Source organism: Aminobacter sp. LjRoot7 (assembly GCF_964252895.1).
GTDB classification, from domain to species: Bacteria; Pseudomonadota; Alphaproteobacteria; order Rhizobiales; family Rhizobiaceae; genus Aminobacter; species Aminobacter aminovorans_B.
Genome location: NZ_CAXUPX020000014.1, coordinates 19,502 through 41,800 on the forward strand (window position 1 = coordinate 19,502; position 22,299 = coordinate 41,800).

Sequence of the window (22,299 nt, forward strand, 5' to 3'; positions counted from 1 at the left end):
AAACCTGGGAGGGAAAGATGCTCAAGTCGATGAAATGGGCGCTGTTTGCAGCAGTCGCCATACTGCCTTTGACGGCAAGTGCCGCCGAACTCGACGCCATGAGCGTCAAGGAACTCCTGCCGCTGGCACAGAAAGAAGGCAAGGTCACCGTCTTCTCGCTGTCGAGCCGCATCGCGAAGGTGGAGAAGGCGTTCGAGGACGCCTATCCGGGCATCGACCTCGTCGGCGTCGACATGAGCTCGGTCAAGCAGATCGCTCGCGTCGTCGCCGAGCAGACCGCGGGCGTCAACGCCGTCGACGTGCTCTACATCGCCGACACGCCGGTGGTCTATGAGGACCTGGTCAAGACCAACCGCGTCGTGCCCTACATCCCGCCGCGCGTCGCTGGCGAACTCGCCGACGAGCACAAGGCGCCGCTGCTGACCCAACGCCTGTCGACCAAGGTGCTGATGTACAACGAAGTCGCCAACCCCAACGGCGCGCCGATCAAGAACCTGTGGCAGCTGACGACGCCGGAATGGAAGGGCCGCGTGCTGATGGTCGACCCGCTGCAGCGCGGCGAGCTGCTCGACCTGCTGGTCGAATTCTCGCTCCGCCCGGACGAGATGGCCAAGGCCTACGAGGCGCAGTTCGGCAAGCCTATCACTGTCGACAGCGACCTGCAGGGTGCCGGCGAGCAGTTCGTCCGCGACCTGTTCGGCAACGACCTCGTGCTGGTGCCCAATTCCGATGTCATCAACAAGGCCATCGGCGACAAGACCGCCAAGAACCCGCCTGTCGGCTTCGCCACCTACTCCGACCGCCGCGACAACGAGAAGGAAGGTTGGGCGCTGCAGGTCGCCAACGACGTCGAGCCGTCCAACGGCATCCTGTTCCCGGCGGTGCTTGCGCTGGTCGACAAGGCGCCGAGCCCGGCCGCCGCGCGCCTTTTGATCGACTTCATGATGGGCGACGACTCAGCCACCGGCGGACCGGCCTTCGAGCCGTTCAACGTCGCCGGCGACTATGCCGTGCGGCCGTCGATCAAGGACAACGCCGACTCCGTGCCGCTCAAGGAGCTCAAGGCCTGGCGCATCGATCCGGTGAAGACAGCCGCTGCCCGCAAGCGTATCGCCGACCTGGTGCTGACGCTGCAATGACTGCGGCCGGGCCGGTGCCTTGGGGGAGGCACCGGTCCGTTCTCTCCGTGCCCAGCTGTCTGCCGCGCCCCGCGTCGCCGCGGCCCGAGCACTGCAATTTCTGGAAAGAATGTCATGTCAGCCGTAACAACATCCGTGTTGTCCCGGAGAGGCTTTTTGCGCTCCGAAACACTCGTTCCCATCATCCTGATCCTTGTCGTCGGCATCCTGGTCATCGCGCCGCTGGTCAAGATCGTGCTATCGACGCTGACCACCGAAGGCCTTGACGCCTGGCAGGCGGTGCTGGCCTCGAAAATGTCCGAAAACCTGTGGTGGCGTCCGCTCTTGAACACCGTGCTGCTCGGCATCGGCGTTGCCATGGGCTGCCTTTTGATGGGCGGTTTCCTCGCCTGGCTGGTCGTGCTGACCGACGTGCCAGCGCCAAGAACACTCGGCCTGCTCGCCACCTTGCCCTTCATGATCCCGAGCTTTGCCGCAGCCCTCGCCTGGGGCGCTTTGTTCCGCAACAGCCGCCTCGGCGGTTCTGTCGGCTTCTTCGAAGCGAACGGCTATATCGTGCCTGACTGGCTCGCCTGGGGCCTGCTGCCGACATTGATCGTGCTCATCGCCCACTATTATTCGCTGGCCTTCACCGTCATCTCGGCCGCCTTGAGCTCCATCGGCGCCGATCTCGTCGAGGCAGCCCAGGTCGCCGGCGCCAAGCGCTCGCGCATCTTCTTCGGCATCATCCTGCCGGTCGTCACCCCAGCACTGATCGCCGCCGCATCGCTGACCTTCGCCGGTGCCGTCTCCAACTTCGCCGCCCCTGCCCTGCTTGGCCTGCCGGTCAGGATGCAGACGCTGTCGACGCGCCTGTTCGGCATGATCGAGACCGGCCAAACCGAGCGCGGCTTCGTCATCGCGCTGCTCTTGATCGTCGTCTCCGCCTCCTTCCTCTGGCTCGGCGAGCGCCTTGTTGCTGGCCGCAAGAACTTCGTCACCGTCACCGGCAAGGGCGGCCGCACCAAGCGTTTTCCGCTCGGCAAGTGGCGCTGGCCGCTGTTTGCGGTTGCGGTCATGCTCTGCCTGCTCACCACCTTCCTGCCGGCGCTGATCCTCACCGCCTCCAGCTTCGCCCTGCAGAACGGCTCGCTGTTCTCCAACTGGACGACGCATTTCTGGATCGGCGAAGGCGGCACCGACATGGCCCAGGGCCAGGCCGGCATCTTCCGCAACCCGGTGCTGATCGAAGCGCTATGGATGACGCTGAAGCTGGCTGTCACGGTAGCGATCACCACAATGGCGCTCGGCCTGGCGCTTGCCCACACCATCGCCCGCAACAAGGGCAGCGTGCTCGCCACCGTCCTTGGTCAGGTCTCGTTCACGCCCATCCTGATCCCCTCGATCGCCTTCGCCGCCGCCTACATCGCACTGTTCGGCGCACCCATCGGACCGCTGCCGTCGCTCTACGGCACCTTCCTTTTGCTGGTGCTGGCGGCCTCCGCGCATCTGCTGCCTTATGCCGTGCAATCGGGCCGCTCGGTGCTTGGCCAAATCTCGGCCGACATTGAGGAAAGCGCGCGGCTTACCGGCGCCGGCTTCTTCCGCCGCATGGGCGCGGTCATCATGCCGCTCGCCATCCGCGGCCTGCTCGCCGGGGCGCTGCTGGTCTTCGTCAAGATCGTCCGCGACCTGTCGCTGGTGGTGCTTCTCTTCACCTCGACCTCGCCCGTGCTCAGCATGCTCGCCTACCGCTATGCCGCCGAAGGCTTCATGCAATTCGCCAACGCCATCACCATGGTGATCCTCGTCCTCTGCGTCGTCGCCACGCTCCTGGCGCACCGCCTGCAGAACCGCGTCCAGAAGTGGAAATCCGCATGACCCCCGCAAACGGCAATCCGGCCGCGATCGCGATCCGCAACGTCAGCAAGCGTTTCGGCAGCTTCACCGCCGTCGATCACGTCGACATCTCGGTGCCGCAGGGCGCGTTCCTGGTGCTTGTCGGGCCGTCCGGCTGCGGCAAGTCCACGCTACTCCGGATGCTCGCCGGCTTGGAAACACCGAGCGAAGGCGAAATGGCCTTCATGGGCCGCACCGTCTCCGACGGCACGCGCGGCCTCGTCGCCGATGCCGGCGCCCGCGACGCCGGCCTCGTCTTCCAGAGCTACGCGCTGTGGCCGCACATGACGGTCGCCGGCAACATCGAATGGCCGCTCAAGGTGGCAAAATGGAGCAAGGCCGACCGCGCCGCACGTGTCGACGAGGTGCTCGGCCTGCTCGGCATCTCGGCGCTGAAGGAACGCTACCCGGCGGAGATCTCTGGCGGCCAGCAGCAGCGCGTGGCGATTGCCCGCACCATCGGCCCCAAGCCCAGCATCCTTTTGTTCGACGAGCCTTTGTCCAATCTCGACGCCAAGCTGCGCATCGAGATGCGCAGCGAGCTGATGCGCATCCACCGCGCCACGGGTGCTACCTCGGTCTATGTCACCCACGACCAGGTCGAGGCGATGACAATGGCAAGCCATGTCGCGGTGCTCAACAACGGCAAGGTCGACCAGTTCGGCGCGCCGCTCGAGCTTTTGGAAAACCCCCGCACCACCTTCGTCGCCACCTTCCTCGGCACGCCGCCGGCCAATCTGGTCTCGGTGACGAAACAGGACGGCGGGCTCGTCTATGACGGCCTGCGGCTGGCCGATGCGCGGCGCGCCAAGGCACATGACGGCGTCCAGCTGCTCTATCGCGCCCATGACCTCAAGGTCGGCGAAATCCCCGGCCAGCCCGCGATCACCGCGCGCTTCGAGGAAGCTGCTCCCATCGCCGGGCGCACCATGGTGACGGCATTTGCCAACGGCCAGCGGCTGACCGCCATGGCCGACGGCTATTTCAGCGCTGCGATCGGCGACCAGATCCGCCTCAGTTTCCTGGGCGAGCCGAGCGCGGTTTTTGCAATGACTGGTGAAAGGATCGACTGATGAGATTGGTAATGGTGCGGCATGGCGAGACCACCTGGAATGCCGAGCACAGGCTCCAGGGCCACGACAACGCGCCGCTATCGCTGCGGGGCATCAAGCAGGTCCAGAGCTTTGCGTCCTTCGCCAAGGCGATGGCGCCCGACCGCGTCGTAGTCTCCGACCTTGGCCGCACGCGCCAGACGGCAAGCCTGCTCGGCTACGGCGACGCGCCACTCGACCCGCGCCTACGCGAGATCGACATGGGCAACTGGACCGGCCGCATCAAGCACGAGCTCGAGGCCGAGCGGCCGCACGAATATCTCGCCTGGCGCGCCGGCACGTTCACGCCGGACAGGGGCGAGCCGTGGGCGGAATTCTGCGCCCGCATCGTCGAGGGCCTGCGCGACTGCCTGAGAACGTGCAGCGGCGACACGCTCGCCATCGTCCATGGCGGCGTCATCCGCGCCGCCTGCCATGCCTTCCTGGGACTGCCGCCGTCGCGGGTCGTACCGGTGACTCCGGGAACGGCGACGATCCTGAGCTTCGATGCCGCCGACGCGCCGACGGCGCGGCTCGAGGCCTACAACATCGCCGCCGTCACTCCCGACTTCGACGCACCCGACTAGGCGCTGACATGTGTCATGAAAGAGGCCGTGCCAAAGGAAATGGCGCGGCTTCCGAGCCCCCCGGAATGCCGCAGTTTCCCCTCTAAGAGGCACCAATAGCTAGATATTTAAAACACAAATCTGCAATACAGACCGGGTCTACAATCGCAGCGCCACCACTTACAATTTCGCCCGGACAATGCAAACGCGTTTGCCGGGCACCCCGGGGCGCCAGCCCAGTCATAAACACCATCTAGCTGCCGGCGGCATCCCCCGTTTGGAGCACGCCGCACAATAAATGTGCATATCTTGCGGAAACTGCTCGCAGCACGACCTGCCTGCGAGCATCCGGCCTGCCGATTGGCGGCTACTTCGACATCTCTTCGATATATGCAATCACATTGGCAATGTCGGTGTCTTCCTTGAGACCTGGGAACGCCATCTTGTTGCCCGGCACCTTCTCTTTCGGCGCCTTCATATAGGCGGCGATGTTGGTCTCGTCCCAGACGAGCCCGCCGGCGCCGGCCTGCTTCATCGCGTCGGAATACTTGGCTTCAAAGCTCGGCAGCGTGCCCGCCGTACGGCCGATGACACCGTGCAACGACGGGCCGATCTTGTTCTTGTCGACCGCCAGATCGTGGCAGGCCATGCATTTGGTGAAGACTTTCTTGCCGGCGGCCGCATCGCCCGCCGCATGAACCGGATTGGTGGCTAGAACCGAAGCTGCAAGAAGGGCTTGGACGCCCCATGCCGTCAGTCTCATGGCTGTCTCCCTGGTCAGGCCGGCGCTAAGCGCCGACGCTGGCGATACTAGCGTTGCCTTCGCTAACGCGCCATGCGCCATTCCGTTGCAGCTTCTGGAGCCAGTACGCAGCAGGGGCGACAAGCCCCGCGCGGCTGGACACCGATCGTCGTCGGCAACCTCGTCGGCCTGCTGTTCGCCCTTGTTGCATTGAGCACCAAGGTTGTCGCCTGCTGCTGCTCGATCGCGACGTCGGCGCGGGCGATCGGCAAACCCGGAGCCGATGCTGCTCTCTGGGGCCTGATCGTCGCCGCCGGCCTCGTCCTGGGATCGATACCGTTGCTCGTCGGCCTGGCGATCGTGCTGCCGGTGCTCGGCCATTCGACCTCGCATCTCTATCGCAAGCTGATCGAACCGGCGCCCGCACCAGTACCGGTCAAGAAGTCGCGCAAACGCACAGCCTGAACCACTTCCGGCCGTCGGCTCACCCCTCGATGAAAGAACATCGCCCGCCCAGTCGAAGGGAGGCGTTAGTGGCTTCAGCTCGATTCACGCAGGGTGGCTGAAGCGTGCGACCCGCGCGCCTTGCAGCAGGTTGCGGAAGTCATCGCCCGTGACATGCACCAGCGTCCTGTGGTCGCCGCCTTCGAAATAGACGTCGCCTTCCGCGCCGAAGCTTTCGTCGAGGATGACCGGAACGTCATAGGCGGCGCCTACCGGCGGCACGGCACCGATGTCGCAGTCGTTGAACAATTGGCTGACCTCGTCTTCTGAGGCGAGCCCGAGCCGCTTGTCGATGACGTCCTGCAGCGTGCTGAGCTCAACCCGGTGGCTACTTGGAACAACCGCCAGAGCATAGCCCATTTCATGGTGGAGCAGCACCGATTTGGCGAGCCTGCGGCCAGGTATGTGCGCTGCCTGCGCTGTCTGACTGCTGGTCGACGTCCGGTGATGGGCAACGGTATCGAACTGGATACCCCTGCCGGTCAGGTAGTCTTGAAGTTTCCTTGCGATCGTCATCGTGGGCGCCCTTCTGTTGGAGGTGGTGACGCGTCGGAGAACGAGAAACCTCATTCTCCTCCCATCATTTTTCCTGTCAACGAAGAACGCATGCCGCCGGCCGGAGCCGGCAAACCGGCAGCCTCTATCCTGCGCCGAACGACAGCACCCGGGTGATTTCGGTGTAGCGGGATTCAATCACCATGATCGCGACGAAGACCAGGATCACCAGAGGCGGCACGATGATCGCATAGGCAAGCGCCAGCCGCTCCCAGGCCATGTGCATGAACACGGCAACGATCAGCCCCGCCTTCAGCATCATGAAGATCAGGATCAGGCTCCACCGGAGCAGGCCCTGGAGGGCGAAATAGTCGACGGCATAAGAACAGGCGCTGAGGATGAACAGCCAGCCCCAGACCACGAGATAAAGCTTGATCGGGTGCTGCTGACCCTGCTCGTGCGCGCCCGCCTGGACGGGTGCCGCGTGTCCATGCAGGCCGTGATCCTGCGCCTCTGCCTGTGCCATCGCTTCACCTCACCAAAGATAGAAGAATGCGAAGATGAACACCCACACCAGATCGACGAAGTGCCAGTAGAGCCCCATGATCTCGACGCTCTCATACTGGCCACGCCTGCTGGTGAAGAACCCCCGCGCGCCCGTCTCGTAGTCGCCGCGCCACACCTTGCGCGCGACGATCAGAAGGAAGATCACGCCAATCGTCACGTGCGTACCGTGGAAGCCGGTGATCATGAAGAAGGTCGAGCCAAACTGCGCGGCACCCCACGGGTTCTCCCACGGCCGCACGCCCTCGCTGATCAGCTTGGTCCACTCGAATGCCTGCATGCCGACGAAGGTCGCGCCGAGGGCGGCGGTCAAAAGCATCAGGATCGCCGTCTTCTTGCGGTCCTGGCGGTAGCCGAAATTGACCGCCATCGCCATCGTGCCGGAAGACGAGATCAGCACGAAGGTCATGATCGCGATCAGGATCAGCGGGATGTCCTGTCCGAACAGGTGCAGGGCAAAGACCTCGCTCGGGTTCGGCCACGGCACGACCGTCGACATGCGCGCAGTCATGTAGGACAAAAGGAAACAGCCGAAGATGAAGGTGTCGCTGAGCAGGAAGATCCACATCATGGCCTTCCCCCAGGACACGCCCTTGAAAGCGCGCTGGTCCGACGACCAGTCGGCAACGAAGCCGCGCAGGCCCGGCGGCCGCGGCGCGGTGTGGTCGGCATGTCCCAGCGAGGTCTCGGCCATAGGCGTGTCCTCCTAGCTCAGCAATCTGCGGCAGATGTCGATGAAGTCGGCGGCCCAGCCCATCAGCACGGCAAACAGCACCAGCCAGACGACGAGCAGCACGTGCCAGTACATCGCGCACAGCTCGGTCGTCAGCACGAGCCGCGAAAGCCGCTCGCCGCGCCACGCCCTGACATTGGCCCGGCCGAGCACGAAAAGCCCGCCGATGATGTGCAGGCCATGCATCGCCGTGATCAGGTAAAAGAAGCTGACCGCCGGATTGTCGGCGGCGTAGTAGCCCCCGGCGGCGAGATCGCGCCAGGCCAACAGCTGGCCGCCAAGGAACGCCACTGACGCCAGCGCCCCGGCCAGTAAAGCGAGCCGCAGATTGTCGACCTGGCCCTTGTGCGCGGCAACGACAGCGCATTGCAGCGCGGCACTCGCCAACACCAGCATGCCGGTGTTGAGCCACAGCAGCCAGGGCATCGGTGCCGCCTGCCAGTCGGCATAGGCCATGCGCATGAAATAGGCGCTGATCAGCAGCGCGAAGAGCGTGCCCACCACCGCGAGGAACACCCCAAGCCCGATCTTCGCCGGATGCAGCAGCGATGCTTCAGTCTCGGGGAAGGCGTTGACCGACCCTGCTTCCAGCCATGGCTTCGACATCAGCCGCTGGCGCGCGAGCCACCAGCCGGCGATGGCGGTGAGCAGGCCAAGGAAGATCAGGATGGCGCTCATGCCGGCCCGCCTTGCGTCGTCGGGCGAGGATCGTTCTGGGCGATGAAATCTTCCGGCGCGCCGGGCACGCTGTAGTCATAGGCCCAGCGATAGACGACCGGCAGCTCCTTGCCGAAATTGCCATGCGGCGGCGGCGTGCCGGCGGTCTGCCATTCCAGCGTCGTCGCCCGCCACGGATTGTCGCCCGCATCCTTGCCGTGGCGGATGCTCCAGAACAGGTTGAACAGGAACACCAGCTGGGCGAAGCCGACCGTGAGCGCCGCAACCGTGATGAACTCGTTCAGCGTGTGCACCGACGGCGGGATGAAGGCGGTGTCGCCGAGCTCGGGATAACGCCGGGGAACGCCGACCAGTCCGACATAATGCATCGGGAAGAAGATCAGATAGGCGCCGATGAAGGTGACCCAGAAATGGAACCGGCCCATGAACTCGTTGAGCATCCGGCCGGTGATCTTGGGGTACCAGTGATAGATCGCGCCGAAGACGACGAGGATCGGCGCCACGCCCATCACCATGTGGAAGTGGGCGACAACGAACATCGTGTCCGACAATGGCACGTCGACGACGACGTTGCCGAGGAACAGCCCGGTCAGCCCGCCATTGACGAAGGTGACGATGAAGGCGAGCGCAAACAGCATCGGAATGGTCAGGTGGATGTCGCCGCGCCACAGGGTCAGCACCCAGTTGTAGACCTTGATCGCCGTCGGCACCGCGATGATCAGCGTCGTGGTGGCGAAGAAGAAGCCGAAATAGGGGTGCATGCCCGAGACGTACATGTGGTGTGCCCAGACCACGAAGCTGAGCGCGCCAATGCCGACGATGGCCCACACCATCATGCGGTAGCCAAAGATGTTCTTGCGGGCATGCGTGCTGATCAGGTCGGAGACGATACCAAAGGCCGGCAGCGCCACGATGTAGACCTCGGGGTGGCCGAAGAACCAGAACAGGTGCTGGAACATGATCGGGCTGCCGCCATTGTGCGGCGACTGCTCGCCCATCTCGACGATCGCCGGCATGAAGAAGCTCGAGCCTATGGCGCGGTCGAACAGCATCATCACGCAGGCGACGAACAGCGCCGGGAAGGCCAACAGTGCCATGACGGTCGCCGTGAAAATGCCCCACACCGTCAGCGGCAGCCGCATCAGCGTCATGCCGCGGGTGCGTGCCTGCAGCACCGTCACGACATAGTTGAGGCCGCCCATGGTGAAGCCGATGATGAACAGGATCAGCGACACCAGCATCAGGATGATGCCCGGTCCCGTGCCGCCCGGCGTGCCCGAAAGTATCGCCTGCGGCGGGTAGAGCGTCCAACCGGCGCCCGTCGGCCCGCCCGGCGCGAAGAAGCTTGCCACCAGCACCAGCACGGCGAGCAGATAGATCCAGTAGCTCAGCATGTTGACGTAGGGAAACACCATGTCCCTGGCGCCAACCATCAGCGGGATCAGATAGTTGCCGAAACCGCCGAGGAACAAGGCCGTGAGCAGGTAGATGACCATGATCATGCCGTGCATGGTCATGAACTGGTAGTAGGCCTCGGGCGTGATGAAATCGAAGGTGCCGGGAAAACCGAGCTGCAGCCGCATCAGCCAGGACAGCACCAGCGCGACGAGCCCGATTGCCAATGCGGTGCCCGAATACTGGATGGCGATGACCTTGGCGTCCTGCGAGAAGACGTACTTCGTCCACCAGCTGTGCGGATGGTAAAGATCCATCTCGCCCACTTCCGCCGGCGGGATGAGGTCTGCTCCGTGAGGCGTGACATCGACCATGCGTGCACCCTGTTGCTCTTTGCCTCTGCTTTCGCGGTGAGGCCGCTTTCGAGCGGTCGCGCCGTGTCTCCTATTCCATGCTGGCCGTGGCCTTGCCCTTGTCGACCAGCACGCCAACCTTGGCGGGCCCGCTCAGCTGGGCGAATGTCGATTGCTGCTGCAGCCATGTCGTGTAGTCCTGCGCGGTGTCGACCATGACGACGCCACGCATGAAGCCGTGTCCCGTGCCGCACAGTTCGGCGCACAGCACTTCGAAGGTTCCCGTCCGTGTCGGGGTGAACCAAAAATAGGTGACCATGCCCGGCACCATGTCCATCTTGGCGCGGAACTCGGGCACGTAGAAATCATGCAGCACGTCGATCGAGCGCAGCAGCATCTTGACCGGCTTGTCGATCGGCAAATGCAGGTCGGCGGCCTCGACCACGACATCGTCCTGGCCGTTCGGATCGTCGGGATTGATGCCGAGCGGATTGTCGGAGCTGACCAGCCGTGCGTTGGAGGTGCCGAGCTTGCCGTCGGCGCCAGGCAGGCGGAAGCTCCACTGCCATTGCTGTGCGACGACCTCGACCTCGGTGGCATCCTTGGGCACGGTGACGAACTGGCCCCAGACATAGAGACCGGGCGCGAGCATCGCCGCCACGCCGATGGCGGTGATGGCGGTCAGCCAGGATTCGAGCTTCTTGCTTTCGGGCTCATAGTGGGCCTTCTGCCCTTCCTTGTGGCGGAAGCGGTAGACGCAATAGGCCATGAACAGAACGACCGCCGAGAAGACGGCGCCAGTGATCCAGAAAGTCGCAACGAGAGTGCTGTCGATGTAGCCCCAGTTGGAGGCTATCGGCGTCCACCACCAAGGGCTCAGCACATGGAACAGCACCGAGCCTATGACAACAAGAACGAGTACGAGCGCTATGGCCATCCTCTGTCCTCCCCGGCATTCCGGGGGACGCTGTCCCAGCAGGAAGGCCTGCCGCATCATAGCTTGATTTGGCGCGGAAATACTAGGGGATGAGGGCGGCTGCAGGTTGCGTCATGTTCGCGCGGCCACTTGTGGCTGCGGAAACTCTTGCGCAGCCGGCTTTATGCTGTTGAGCGTAAAGTCAAACGTAGTGGGGCGGCGGACCGCCCCCGGTCGCGCCGCCCTTTCCGGAAGGCAGGCTTCAGACAGCCTGGGCCGGATAACCGGCGGCGTCGAGCGCCTGGGCAACCTTGGCGGCGTCCGCCGCGGTCTCGATCGAGACGGTCTGCGCCTTCAGGTCGATGTCGATGCGTGCACCGGCGTCGACGCTCTGCACCGCCTTGGTGACCATGCCGGCGCAATGGCCGCAGGTCATGTCGGGAACATTCATCTTCAGCATTTCAAGATCCTTGGTTGGGTCGGCATCGCGCCGTTTCCGCAATCTGGTGTTTCCAGCTACAGGAAGGTCAACCGGTTTTTCGATCACGGATTTGTTACCACGCTCTTTTCGAGCCGGGCAAAGCCAATCGGGCTATAATGAAGAGACAAATACCAATATTTTCATATGGTTACGTCATTTCTGAAAAACTTGCTCTGAGGCTGTTGACCTTCCCAACACTGGAAGCCTTAGACCTCTGTTCGAAATTGATGACATAGAGGTCCATGACCATGAATGCTCCATTCAACCCGCCAGCTGGCACCATCAGGCAAAGCTTCCCGATCGAGGGCATGACCTGTGCCTCCTGCGTACGCCGCGTCGAGGTCGCCATAGCGAAGGTGCCTGGCGTAAGCTCTGCCGCCGTCAACCTCGCCACCGAGAGCGCCGACGTGACCTTCGGCGGCGAGATCGATTCCGACGGCGTCATCGCCGCCATTCGCAACGCTGGCTACGACGTTCCCGTCGAAAAGATCGAAGTCGAGATCGAGGGCATGACCTGCGCCTCCTGCGTGCGCCGTGTCGAAAAGGCCATCGCGGCAGTGCCCGGCGTGAAGACGGCTTCGGTCAATCTTGCCACCGAACGCGCCACGATCGAGACGCTGGGCGGAACCGCCCGCTCGGCCATCGACGCCGCCATCCGCAAGGCCGGCTACGAGCCACGCCGGACCGACGCGACGGCGACGGTCACTGGTGGCGACAGCCGCGAGGACGCGCGCAACCGCGAGTTCTCCCACCTGAAGCGCGACTTCGCCATCGCCGCCACACTCACCCTGCCGATCTTCGTGCTGGAAATGGGCTCGCACGCCATCCCGGCGCTGCACCACTGGCTGATGATGAACATCGCCCAGCCGACGCTCTACATCGCCTTCTTCGTGCTGGCGACCATCGTTCAGTTCGGCCCCGGCCTGCGCTTCTACAAGAAGGGCGTGCCAGCGTTGCTGCGGCTCGCGCCCGACATGAACTCGCTGGTCGTGCTCGGCTCCACCGCTGCCTGGGCTTACTCGGTCGTGGCCACCTTCGCGCCCGGCGTGCTGCCGGCCGGCACCGCCAATGTCTATTACGAGGCGTCGGCCGTCATCGTCACGCTGATCCTGCTCGGCCGCGTACTCGAGGCCAAGGCCAAGGGCCGCACCTCGGAAGCGATCAAGCGGCTGATGGGCCTGCAGGCCAAGTCGGCGCGCGTCGAGCGCAACGGCAGCTTCGTCGACGTTCCGCTCGATGAGGTCGTCTCTGGCGACGTCGTGCAGGTGCGTCCCGGCGACAAGGTTCCGGTCGACGGCATCGTGCTATCAGGCTCATCCTTCGTCGACGAATCCATGATCTCGGGCGAACCCATCCCCGTCAGCAAGGGCGAAGGTGCGGAAGTCGTCGGCGGCACGATCAACAAGACCGGCAGCTTCACCTATCGCGCCACCAAGGTTGGTGCCGACACGCTGCTGGCCCAGATCATCCGCATGGTCGAAACCGCGCAAGGGTCGAAGCTGCCGATCCAGGCAATGGTCGACAAGGTCACGTCATGGTTCGTGCCTGCCGTGATGGTCGCCGCCCTGCTGACCTTCGTCGTCTGGCTGGTCTTCGGCCCTGAGCCGGCTGCCACCTTCGCGCTGGTCAACGCCGTTGCCGTGCTGATCATCGCCTGCCCCTGTGCCATGGGCCTGGCCACGCCGACCTCGATCATGGTCGGCACCGGCCGCGCCGCCGAACTCGGCGTCCTGTTCCGCAACGGCGAAGCGCTTCAGTCGCTGAAGTCGACGCAGGTCGTCGCGCTCGACAAGACCGGCACGCTGACCGCCGGCAAGCCTGTCATGACCGACCTGGAAGTCGCCAAGGGTTTTAACCGCGCCAAGGTGCTGGCGCTGGTGGCAGCCGTGGAGGCCCAGTCCGAGCATCCGGTTGCCGCAGCCATCGTTGCCGCTGCCAAGGATGAAGGTCTCGCTCTCGCCGAGGTTGGCTCGTTCGAGGCAGTGCCCGGCTTCGGCGTCAGCGCCAGCGTCGGCATGCACGACGTCGCCGTCGGCGCCGACCGCTACATGGCCAAGCTCGGCATTTCGGTGCAGGACTTCGCCGAGACTGCGATCCGCATGGGCCTGAAGGCCAAGACCCCGCTCTATGCGGCGATCGACGGCAAGCTGGCAGCAGTCATCGCAGTCTCCGACCCGATCAAGCCGACAACGCCGCAGGCGATCCGCGCCCTGCACGACATGGGCCTGAAGGTGGCGATGATCACCGGCGACAACCGCCGCACGGCCGAGGCCATCGCCGCCCAGCTCGGCATCGACGAGGTCGTCGCCGAAGTGCTGCCCGACGGCAAGGTCGACGCCATCAAGCGTCTGCGTGCCGGTGGCCGCGCTGTGGCCTTCGTCGGCGACGGCATCAATGATGCGCCGGCGCTTGCCGAGGCCGAGGTCGGCATCGCCATCGGCACCGGTACTGACGTCGCCATCGAAAGTGCTGACGTGGTGCTGATGTCCGGCGACCTGCTCGGTGTCACCAACGCGATCGCGCTGTCCAAGGCGACGATTGCCAATATCAGGCAGAACCTGTTCTGGGCCTTCGCCTACAACGCCGCCCTGATCCCGGTCGCGGCTGGCGTGCTCTACCCGGTCAGCGGCACGCTTCTGTCGCCGATGTTGGCGGCGGGCGCGATGGCAATGTCGAGCGTCTTCGTGCTCGGTAATGCGATGCGGCTGAAGCGCTTCAAGGCCCCGGCCCGCGCGATAGCCGCATCGGGCGCCCCTTCGCTGGTCCCGGCCGAATAGCCAAACCCTGCGGCCTGCTTCGCAGAGCGTGACACCGGAACCTTCCGGACAGCACGCTCGAGCAACGAGGCAGGCCGCTCCTCCCCTTCCCCATCCGTCTTACGCGAGGCCACCATGCCGAACGCTCCCTGGATCGAGATCTACACCACGCCCACCTGCCCCGATTGCCTGGCCCTGAAGCGCTGGCTCAACGCGCAGAACCTGCCCTTCGTCGAGCGCGACCTGCGCGATCCCGCAATCGCCGACGAAGCCAAGCGGCGCACCGGCGTGCGCGTCGCCCCCATCACCATCATCGACGGCAAGCACGTCTTCTTCGGCACCTTCCCGACCCAGCGCGCCGAGATCGAGGCGTTGCTCGACCTGACACGGGCGGCCTGACCATGACCTACCTGACCCTTCCCCAGCCGGGCCGCCGCATTGCGGTCGGCGAGAGCAAGACGATTCTGCAGGCAGCACTCGACGCCGGCATCGCCTACCCGCACAGCTGTCGCTCCGGCCGCTGTGGCGCCTGCAAGTCGCGCCTGATTTCCGGACACGTCGAGCTCGGCAAGCACTCGCCCTTTGCACTCTCCGAACAGGAACGCGCTGACGGCTTCATCCTCGCCTGCCGTGCAGTGCCTAGCGAAGACGTCGTCGTCGAATGGCTCGACGAGAGCTTCGATGCCGAACCGCCTGTTGCACAAGATGCGCAGGTCGTCTCGATCAACCGCATGACCCACGACATCCTTGCGATCCACCTCGCGCTTGCCGACCGCGCGGCTTTCCGCTTCGCCGCCGGCCAGTATCTGTCGCTGACCGTGCCGGGCGCGCCGGCGCGCAGCTATTCGATGGCCAGCCGGCCCAATGAAGAGCTCGTCGAGCTTCACATCAGGGCCGTGCCCGGTGGCCTGACCAGCGGCCGGATCCATGCGTCGCTTGCGACGGGCGACAAGGTCAGGATCGAAGGCCCATCAGGCTCGGCCTATCTGCGCGAGGCTCACGCCGGCCCGATTGTCGCCCTTGCCGGGGGCAGCGGCCTCGCGCCGATCAAGTCGATCGTCGAGACGGCTCTGCTTTCAGGCATGGGCCAGCCGATCCATGTCTATTTTGGTGCCCGCGCCGAGCACGACCTTTATCTCGTCGAGCATTTCCGCGCGCTGGAGCGGCGATTTCCCAATCTGACCTTAGTGCTGGTGCTGTCGCAGACCGTATCAGCTGGCTGGCGCAGTGGCTTCGTTTCCGACGCCTTGGCAGAGGATCACCGCGACCTCGCCGGTGCCAAGGCCTATGTCGCCGGGCCACCGGCGATGGTCGACGCCTGCATGGCCATTCTCGGCGAGCTTGGCGTGCCGACTGATGACATCCATGCCGACATCTTCTTCACGCCCGAGGGCAGCGACAACAACGCCGCTTGACCACAACAGGTCGAGTACCCATTGATAGGACATGCATTCGATGCGTCACATCGCAGACACGACCCAGGCTCTCCGCGCCACCAGGCGCAGGCAGGCCCGTGCGCGTGTTGCCGTGGTGGACGATGGCAGAGCGCGGATGCTGAGGGCCTTGCGGCTGATGCTGCCGCTCGTGCTGCTGTTTTTCCTCGCGCTCGGCCAGGCGGCTTCCGCCCATCAGGCCGGCGGCCAGCACCAGCCGCATGCCGTCCAGACCGTGTCGCATCACGCCAAGGCCGACATTGCCTGCTGCGGCGACCTCTCGCAGGACGAGAAGGCTTGCCTGGCGCAATGCCTCGCCTCGTGCAGCTATTGCGCACCGCTGCCTCTGCCGACAGCCTTCCCCGATCTGGCGGCCATCTCGCCGGCTCCCGCGAAGACCGAACCGCTCCACGGCGCCATCGCCTCGCCGCATCTCCGGCCGCCGTCCTTCTCCTGAACTGACGCGCTTCGACGCGTATGCCCCGGCCGTTCCGCGCCGGGAGACAATCAGTTTTGGAGACAATGAAATGAACACACTTTCGCGCCGCGGTTTCCTCGCGGCATCGGCGGCAACGCTTTCGGCTGCCGCGGTCCCATCCCTTCTCCTGCCGGCGCGCCCGGCCCGCGCCGAAGGCCACAAGGTCATCACCGCAGGCAAGCGCGTCATCGAGGTCAAGGGCAAGGCCGCCAACGTCTTCGGTCTTCATCAGGCTGACGGTAGCTCCGGCCTCGTCATGAATGCCGGCGAGAACTTCCGTGTCAGGCTGAAGAACCTTATCGGCGAACCGACTGTCATCCATTGGCACGGCCTCACCCCGCCATGGCAGCAGGATGGCGTCGCCGGCATCTCGCAGGACCCGATCCCCGACGGCGGCAGCCACGACTACGACTTCCCCGTCGCCCGTCCCGGCACTTTCTGGATGCATTCGCATTTCGGCCTGCAGGAGCAGCTGATGCTCGCTGCCCCGCTGATCGTGCGCGACCCCGCCGAAGCCGGCCAGGACGTGCAGGAGGTGGTGGTGCTGTTCCACGACTTCACTTTCCGCGACCCGAAGGAGATCCTCGCCGAGCTCAAGGCCGGCGGCCACGACATGAGCGCCATGGCGGCGCCTGCCCCGGCACCCGCGCCGGCAGCCGGCGGCCACGAGGGCCACAACATGCCCGGCATGGCGGCGATGCCCAGCGGACAGTCGAGCCACGACACCATGGACCATGGCGCGATGGGCGGCATGCAGATGGGCGGCGGCCAGATGGCTGGCCAAATGAGCGGCATGTCTCATCTGCAGGACGTGCAGTACGACGCGCTGCTTGCCAATGACCGCACCCTCGACGACCCTGAAATCTTCGCCGTCGAGCCGGGCGGCCGTGTCCGCCTGCGTCTCATCAACGGTGCTGCCTCGACCAACATGTGGCTCGACCTCGGCAAGCTCCAGGGCACGCTGATCGCTGTCGACGGCATGCCGGTCGAGCCGGTTCAGGGCACGCGCTTCGAGTTTGCCGTGGCCCAGCGCCTCGACATCCTGCTCGAACTTCCGAAGGAGGCTTCGGCCTGGCCGGTCTTTGCCGTTCAGGAAGGCGGCCGCATGCGTACGGGCGTGGTGCTCGCTGCCAAGGGCGCACCGGTCGGCAAGCTCGCTGATATGGCCGACGAGGACTTCCCCGCCGTCGGCGTCGACCTCGAACAGCGGCTGCGTGCAGCCAGGCCGTTGGCGGAGAAGGCAGCCAGCCGCGAGCACACCATGATGCTGGGCGAAGGGGCCAACTATGTCTGGACGCTCGATGGCGCCATGCATGGCCAGGACAAGCCGCTGGCGGTGACGGGCGGCGACCGTTTCGAACTCACTTTCATGAACCACACCACCATGTCACACCCGATGCACCTGCACGGCCACCACTTCCAGGTGGTCGCGGTCAACGGCAAGCGTTTTGCCGGGGCGGTGCGCGACACGGTGCTGGTCCCAGCCAACATGGGCATGGTGACCATCGCCTTCGACGCCGACAACGCCGGCAAATGGGCGCTGCACTGCCACCATCTCTACCACATGGCCGGCGGCATGATGACGTCGATGGCCTACGACGATTGATTTGAGAACAGCAGGCCGGCGCTTCCAGTGCCGACCTGCATCACGATTTCGCCAGCCCCTTGAACTTCCAGTTACTGGAAGCTTTATATGACAACAACTCGCTCTCGAGCGCCGTGCATGCTGATCGACGCACAAGGCCGCTCCGAGATGCGCAAGGAGTGACAGATGAACATTGGTACCGCTTCGGAAAAGTCGGGCCTACCAGCCAAGACCATCCGCTATTACGAGGACATCGGGCTTTTACGCCCCGACCGGGCCGACAATGGCTATCGCGACTATTCGATGTCGGATGTGCACCGCCTGCGCTTCCTGCAGCGCTCGCGCAGCCTCGGCTTCTCGGTCGAGGAATGTCGCCAGCTTCTGTCGCTCTACGGCGACAAGGAGCGCGAGAGTGCTGATGTGAAAGCCCTCGCCGAGACCAAGCTTACCGAGATCGACCGCAAGCTCGCCGAGCTGACCGAGTTGCGCAACACCCTGCGCCACCTCGTGCACAACTGCCACGGCGACAACCGCCCCGACTGCCCGATCATCGACGGCCTGTCCGGTCGCCTGCAAACCCAGTAGCCGGCGCACCGCGTTCCCATGACCAGCCTCGCCGCCTATGGCGGCCTCTTCGTCGCGGCCTTCGCGGCCGCGACGCTGCTGCCCGCACAGTCCGAGGCCCTGCTTGCCGGATTGATCCTCAATGGCGGCTATTCACTTGCCTTGCTGATTGCGGTGGCTACCCTCGGCAACGTACTCGGTTCGCTCGTCAACTGGCTGCTCGGCCGCCAGGTCGAACGCTTCAAGGACCGCTGCTGGTTCCCGGTTGGCCCCGCAGCGCTGGCCCGCGCCGAGACCTGGTACCGCCGCTACGGCCGCTGGTCGCTGCTGCTCTCCTGGGTGCCTGTTATCGGCGACCCGCTGACGCTCATCGCCGGCACACTGAAGGAGCCGCTGTGGAGCTTCCTCGGATTGGTGAGCATCGCCAAGCTTGTGCGCTATCTCGCGGTGGCGGCGGCAGCGCAGAGTTTTATCTGAAAGGACAATTCAAATTGCCCCTCACCCTTACCCTCTCCCCGTGAAGGACGGGGCGAGGGAGGCGTCAGCGTTGCGGCCAGCCTCCTTCTCCCCGTCGGGGAGAAGGTCCGGCAGGGGATGAGGGGCAGCTGGAGCGTCCCGATCACGCCCTGATCAACACCGGCCCGCGCGCGGCGAAGCCAATGCCAACGTCCTGCCCCGGCACGAACGGTGCATCGACATCAGGCGACACGGCAAAGACCTCGCCGAACTCGGTGCCGACCATGAACTCAAGGTCGGAGCCGACATAGGTCACCTTGTCCAGCCGCCCCGGGATCGTGCGCGGAGTGCCGGCCGGCTTGATCTCGATGCGGCTTGGCCGCACGGCGAGTTTTGCCGCCCCCGGCGTCATGCCGCGTGCGTCGAGCTTCGTCTCCAGGCCGCCCAGCCGCACGCTTGCCAGTCCGCCCTCGACCGAGGCGATCTCGCAATCGAAGATGTTGGCCTCGCCGATGAAGTCGGCGACGAAGGCATCCGCCGGCGCGTCGTAAAGTTCGCGCGGCGTGCCGTCCTGGGCGATGACCGCGTTGTTCATCACGATGATGCGGTCGGAGACGGCCAGCGCCTCCTCCTGATCGTGGGTGACATAGACCACCGTCAGCCCGAGCTTGGTCTGGATGTCGCGGATCTCCTCGCGCACTCGGCGCCGGAGCTTGGCGTCGAGATTGGATAGCGGCTCGTCGAACAGCAGCACCTGCGGCTCCAGCACCAGCGCGCGCGCCACCGCGACGCGCTGCTGCTGGCCGCCCGACAGTTCGCTCGGCAGGCGGCTGCCATAGCCGGAGAGACCGACCAGCTCGAGCCCTGCACGGGCGCGCTCGCCAATCTCCTTCTTGGCGAAGCCGGAGAACTTGAGCCCGTACTCGACGTTCTCGTTAACCGTCATGTGCGGGAACAGCGCATAGGACTGGAACACCATCGACACGTCGCGGTCGGTCGCCGGCAGGTGCGTGACGTCGGCGCCGCCGATCAGGATCTGTCCACGCGTCGCCATCTCCAGCCCGGCGATCATGCGCAGCGTCGTCGTCTTGCCGCAGCCCGACGGGCCGAGCAGCGTCACTAGCTTACCCGCCTCGACGAATAGCGACACGTTGTTGACCGCCGGCACCGGGCTCTTGCCATAGACCTTGGTGACCGCGCGGAACTCCACCGAAGCGGCGTTGCTCTTGATCATCAGCTCCCTCCCGAAAATGCCGGCTGGCTCACATTGGTGCGCGACTGCGACAGCTCATGCCCGCGCCGGCCGATGTTGCGCCGGCCGACAAGCAGCTGCATTAGCCCGACCACCGCCAGCATGACGCCGATCAACACCGCCGAATAGGCGATCGCGATGCCGTATTCGTTGTTCTCGACGCGGCCGACGATGTAGCTGGTCGACATGTCGTAGCGGGCGCTGACCAGGAAGACGATGGCGCTGATCGCCGTCATGGCGCGCACGAAGGAATAGACGAGTGCGGCGACGATTGCTGGCCTCAGCAACGGCAACACCACCTTGCGGAAGGTCTGCCAGGAGTTCGCGCCGAGCGTCAGCGACGACTCGTCGAGGCTCTTGTCGATCTGCGACATCGACGCCACCCCTGCCCGCACACCCACCGGCATGTTGCGGAAGATGAAGGACAAAACGAGGATGATGCCGGTACCGGTCAGCTCGATCGGCGGCACATTGAAGGCGATCACATAACTCACGCCGATCACAGTGCCCGGAATGGCAAAGGACAGCATGGTGCCGAACTCGAAGGCGTTTTTGCCGGCAAAGTTCTGCCTGACCAGCAGGTAAGCGGTGAGCAGGCCGATGGCCGCCGTCAGCGGCGAGGAGATCAGCGCGATCTGCAACGTCGTCCAGAACGAACTCCAGGCCGAGCCCTTCCAGTGGATGCCGAACTCGTTCCAGCCCACCGCGAAAGCCTTCACATAGTGGGCCAGGGTGAGGCTGTGGTCGACACCCCAGAGCTTGACGAAGCTGCCGTAAAAGATGGTCGCATAGATGAAGATGGTGAAGGCCACCCAGAAACCGGCGGTGGCGTAGACGGCGCGCTTGAGGCCCGTGGGCAGCTGCGGATGCATGCCGGCGTCGCCCTTGCCCGACATCGTCGTGTAGGACTTCTTGCCGAGCCAGAAACGCTGGGCATAGAAGGCAAGCAGCGTGAAGGCGAGCAGCACGATGGCCAGCACCGCTGCCTGCGCCTCGTCGTTCTGTGCACCGACGATGGCGAAGAAGATTTCCGTCGACAGCACGTCGAAATTGCCGCCCAAAACCAGCGGGTTGCCGAAGTCGGCCATGCTCTCGATGAAGCCAAGCAGGAAGGCATTGGCGAGGCCCGGCCGCATCAACGGCAGTGACACCGTCCAGAACGTCTGCCAGCGATTGGCGCGCAGCGTCTGCGCCGCCTCCTCCATCGATGGGCTGACGCCCTCGACGACGCCGATCAGCACCAGGAAGGCGATCGGCGTGAAGGCGAGCAGCTGGGCGATCAGCAGGCCCGGCAGGCCATAGATCCAACGCGTCGGCTGGATGCCGAACAGTTCCGCGAAGGTCTGCGTCACAGCACCCGACAGGCCGAACAAAAGGATGATAGCGAGGCCGATGACGAAGGGCGGGGTGATGATCGGCAACACCGTCAGCGCCCTGAGTAGCTTGCCATGGCGAAAGCCAGTGCGCGTGACCATCAGCGCAAAGACGAGGCCGAGCACGGTCGTCAGCACGCCGACGAGAACGGCGAGGAACAGCGAGTTCCAGGCGACGCCGCAGCGGCTGCCGCCGGCGAGGCATTCGAGGCTCCACAGCCGGGGGCTGAACAGCTTGCCGAGGAAGGTCGTGAGCGAATAGCTGCCGTCCTCGGTCACCAGCGCATTGGCCAGCATCTGCAGGATCGGCATGAAGATGAACAGGCCGACCGCCGCCACCACGAAGGCAATTGTCGAGACCACGAAAACATCGCCGCCGACAGCGCCGCGCGCAGCAAGGCCGATCGAGAACAGGAACAGGAAAGCGAGGCCGACCAGCAGCGCGCCATAGCCCATGCCGAACTGGCGGTCGCCGAGCTCGCCGAACAGACCTTGCAGCCAGCCGAACTGCCAGCCGCGCAGGCCAATGGCAAAGCCCTGGAACAGCAGCCAGGCGAAGCCCGCAGCACCGACCGCCACCAGCAGCTTGCCGAACAGCGGATCGGATTTCTTCCGCCTCCACAACAGCAGCGGCGCGGCCAAAAGCAGGCCGAGCGGCGCGAGCCACAATTTCTCACCCTTGAGGTTGAGGATCAGGGCAGGTGCAAACTCGCTGTCGAGCGGATAGCCCTCAAACAGCCAGGACATGCCGAAGAACCCGTCTTCGACGCCATACCAGGGGAGCACGGCAAAGCCGAGCAATCCGACCGCCATCCACAGGATGACGGTCGGGTGCAGGCCGCCGCTCAATTCGCGGGAGCGCATGTT

The 22,299-nt window shown here is 64.7% G+C and carries 22 protein-coding genes; 12 read left to right on the forward strand and 10 right to left on the reverse strand.

The genetic code is table 11. The features are described 5' to 3' along the window. Positions 1-17: 17 nt before the first annotated feature. From ACSQ3E_RS27570 to ACSQ3E_RS27585, 4 genes are all read left to right on the forward strand, one after another. Positions 18-1,139 (forward strand): ABC transporter substrate-binding protein, encoded by a 1,122-nt coding sequence (locus ACSQ3E_RS27570; protein WP_436125109.1) that lies wholly within the window; start codon positions 18-20, stop codon positions 1,137-1,139. Between the two features lie 114 nt (positions 1,140-1,253). Continuing rightward, on the forward strand, positions 1,254-2,999 hold the full coding sequence (locus tag ACSQ3E_RS27575) for an ABC transporter permease (protein ID WP_436125110.1): 1,746 nt from the start codon (positions 1,254-1,256) through the stop codon (positions 2,997-2,999). After that, positions 2,996-4,090, forward strand: coding sequence for an ABC transporter ATP-binding protein (locus ACSQ3E_RS27580; protein ID WP_436125111.1), 1,095 nt, complete (start codon positions 2,996-2,998; stop codon positions 4,088-4,090). Before ACSQ3E_RS27575 ends, ACSQ3E_RS27580 begins: the two co-directional genes overlap by 4 nt. Next, positions 4,090-4,695, forward strand: coding sequence for a histidine phosphatase family protein (locus ACSQ3E_RS27585; RefSeq protein WP_310321665.1), 606 nt, complete (start codon positions 4,090-4,092; stop codon positions 4,693-4,695). The genes ACSQ3E_RS27580 and ACSQ3E_RS27585 overlap by 1 nt, the downstream gene beginning before the upstream one ends. A 346-nt stretch (positions 4,696-5,041) precedes the next feature. Here ACSQ3E_RS27585 and ACSQ3E_RS27590 read toward each other — a convergent pair whose 3' ends face one another. Continuing rightward, positions 5,042-5,437 carry a c-type cytochrome gene (locus tag ACSQ3E_RS27590; protein ID WP_436125112.1) on the reverse strand — a complete coding sequence of 132 codons (396 nt, stop codon included), beginning with the start codon at positions 5,435-5,437 and terminating at the stop codon, positions 5,042-5,044. Between the two features lie 72 nt (positions 5,438-5,509). On the opposite strand from ACSQ3E_RS27590, the gene ACSQ3E_RS27595 reads away from it, so the two are divergent. Beyond that, positions 5,510-5,881 carry a hypothetical protein gene (locus ACSQ3E_RS27595; RefSeq protein WP_436125113.1) on the forward strand — a complete coding sequence of 124 codons (372 nt, stop codon included), beginning with the start codon at positions 5,510-5,512 and terminating at the stop codon, positions 5,879-5,881. 84 nt (positions 5,882-5,965) lie between these two features. Here the strand turns inward: ACSQ3E_RS27595 and ACSQ3E_RS27600 are convergent, their stop codons facing one another. The 7 genes from ACSQ3E_RS27600 to ACSQ3E_RS27630 form a co-directional block, all read right to left on the reverse strand. Next, positions 5,966-6,436, reverse strand: coding sequence for an aminoacyl-tRNA deacylase (locus ACSQ3E_RS27600; protein ID WP_436125114.1), 471 nt, complete (start codon positions 6,434-6,436; stop codon positions 5,966-5,968). A gap of 124 nt (positions 6,437-6,560) precedes the next feature. After that, the gene (locus ACSQ3E_RS27605) at positions 6,561-6,941 is read right to left on the reverse strand and encodes a cytochrome C oxidase subunit IV family protein (RefSeq protein ID WP_436125115.1); all 381 of its coding nucleotides are present in this window, start codon (positions 6,939-6,941) and stop codon (positions 6,561-6,563) included. Positions 6,942-6,950: 9 nt separating this feature from the next. Continuing rightward, positions 6,951-7,673, reverse strand: coding sequence for a heme-copper oxidase subunit III family protein (locus ACSQ3E_RS27610; RefSeq protein ID WP_436125116.1), 723 nt, complete (start codon positions 7,671-7,673; stop codon positions 6,951-6,953). Positions 7,674-7,685: 12 nt separating this feature from the next. Beyond that, positions 7,686-8,390 carry a cytochrome c oxidase subunit 3 gene (locus ACSQ3E_RS27615; RefSeq protein ID WP_436125117.1) on the reverse strand — a complete coding sequence of 235 codons (705 nt, stop codon included), beginning with the start codon at positions 8,388-8,390 and terminating at the stop codon, positions 7,686-7,688. Next, entirely contained in the window at positions 8,387-10,159 is a 1,773-nt protein-coding gene (gene ctaD / locus ACSQ3E_RS27620) for a cytochrome c oxidase subunit I (RefSeq protein ID WP_310321653.1), read from the reverse strand. Before ctaD ends, ACSQ3E_RS27615 begins: the two co-directional genes overlap by 4 nt. Before the next feature lie 70 nt (positions 10,160-10,229). Next, entirely contained in the window at positions 10,230-11,075 is an 846-nt protein-coding gene (locus ACSQ3E_RS27625; RefSeq protein ID WP_310321651.1) for a cytochrome c oxidase subunit II, read from the reverse strand. A 241-nt stretch (positions 11,076-11,316) separates the two neighbouring features. After that, positions 11,317-11,514, reverse strand: coding sequence for a heavy-metal-associated domain-containing protein (locus ACSQ3E_RS27630; protein WP_310321649.1), 198 nt, complete (start codon positions 11,512-11,514; stop codon positions 11,317-11,319). A 269-nt stretch (positions 11,515-11,783) separates the two neighbouring features. Between ACSQ3E_RS27630 and ACSQ3E_RS27635 the strand changes: the two genes are divergently transcribed. The 7 genes from ACSQ3E_RS27635 (at position 11,784) to ACSQ3E_RS27665 (ending at position 18,828) form a co-directional block, all read left to right on the forward strand. Further along, positions 11,784-14,312, forward strand: a complete 2,529-nt coding sequence (locus ACSQ3E_RS27635; protein WP_436125118.1) for a heavy metal translocating P-type ATPase — start codon at positions 11,784-11,786, stop codon at positions 14,310-14,312. A 114-nt stretch (positions 14,313-14,426) separates the two neighbouring features. Further along, positions 14,427-14,690, forward strand: a complete 264-nt coding sequence (locus ACSQ3E_RS27640; RefSeq protein ID WP_310321644.1) for a glutaredoxin family protein — start codon at positions 14,427-14,429, stop codon at positions 14,688-14,690. A gap of 2 nt (positions 14,691-14,692) precedes the next feature. Continuing rightward, the gene (locus ACSQ3E_RS27645; protein ID WP_436125119.1) at positions 14,693-15,706 is read left to right on the forward strand and encodes a 2Fe-2S iron-sulfur cluster-binding protein; all 1,014 of its coding nucleotides are present in this window, start codon (positions 14,693-14,695) and stop codon (positions 15,704-15,706) included. A 40-nt stretch (positions 15,707-15,746) separates the two neighbouring features. After that, on the forward strand, positions 15,747-16,181 hold the full coding sequence (locus tag ACSQ3E_RS27650; protein ID WP_436125120.1) for a hypothetical protein: 435 nt from the start codon (positions 15,747-15,749) through the stop codon (positions 16,179-16,181). 70 nt (positions 16,182-16,251) lie between these two features. Further along, a complete protein-coding gene (locus ACSQ3E_RS27655) occupies positions 16,252-17,808 on the forward strand; it encodes a multicopper oxidase family protein (RefSeq protein WP_436125121.1) in 1,557 nt (518 codons plus the stop codon). A 165-nt stretch (positions 17,809-17,973) separates the two neighbouring features. Then, entirely contained in the window at positions 17,974-18,372 is a 399-nt protein-coding gene (gene cueR, locus ACSQ3E_RS27660; RefSeq protein ID WP_018429797.1) for a Cu(I)-responsive transcriptional regulator, read from the forward strand. An 18-nt stretch (positions 18,373-18,390) separates the two neighbouring features. Continuing rightward, positions 18,391-18,828 carry a YqaA family protein gene (locus ACSQ3E_RS27665; protein ID WP_436125122.1) on the forward strand — a complete coding sequence of 146 codons (438 nt, stop codon included), beginning with the start codon at positions 18,391-18,393 and terminating at the stop codon, positions 18,826-18,828. A gap of 142 nt (positions 18,829-18,970) precedes the next feature. Here ACSQ3E_RS27665 and ACSQ3E_RS27670 read toward each other — a convergent pair whose 3' ends face one another. Then, the gene (locus ACSQ3E_RS27670; protein ID WP_436125123.1) at positions 18,971-20,041 is read right to left on the reverse strand and encodes an ABC transporter ATP-binding protein; all 1,071 of its coding nucleotides are present in this window, start codon (positions 20,039-20,041) and stop codon (positions 18,971-18,973) included. Then, positions 20,041-22,296, reverse strand: coding sequence for an ABC transporter permease (locus ACSQ3E_RS27675; RefSeq protein ID WP_436125124.1), 2,256 nt, complete (start codon positions 22,294-22,296; stop codon positions 20,041-20,043). The genes ACSQ3E_RS27670 and ACSQ3E_RS27675 overlap by 1 nt, the downstream gene beginning before the upstream one ends. Positions 22,297-22,299 lie beyond the last annotated feature (3 nt).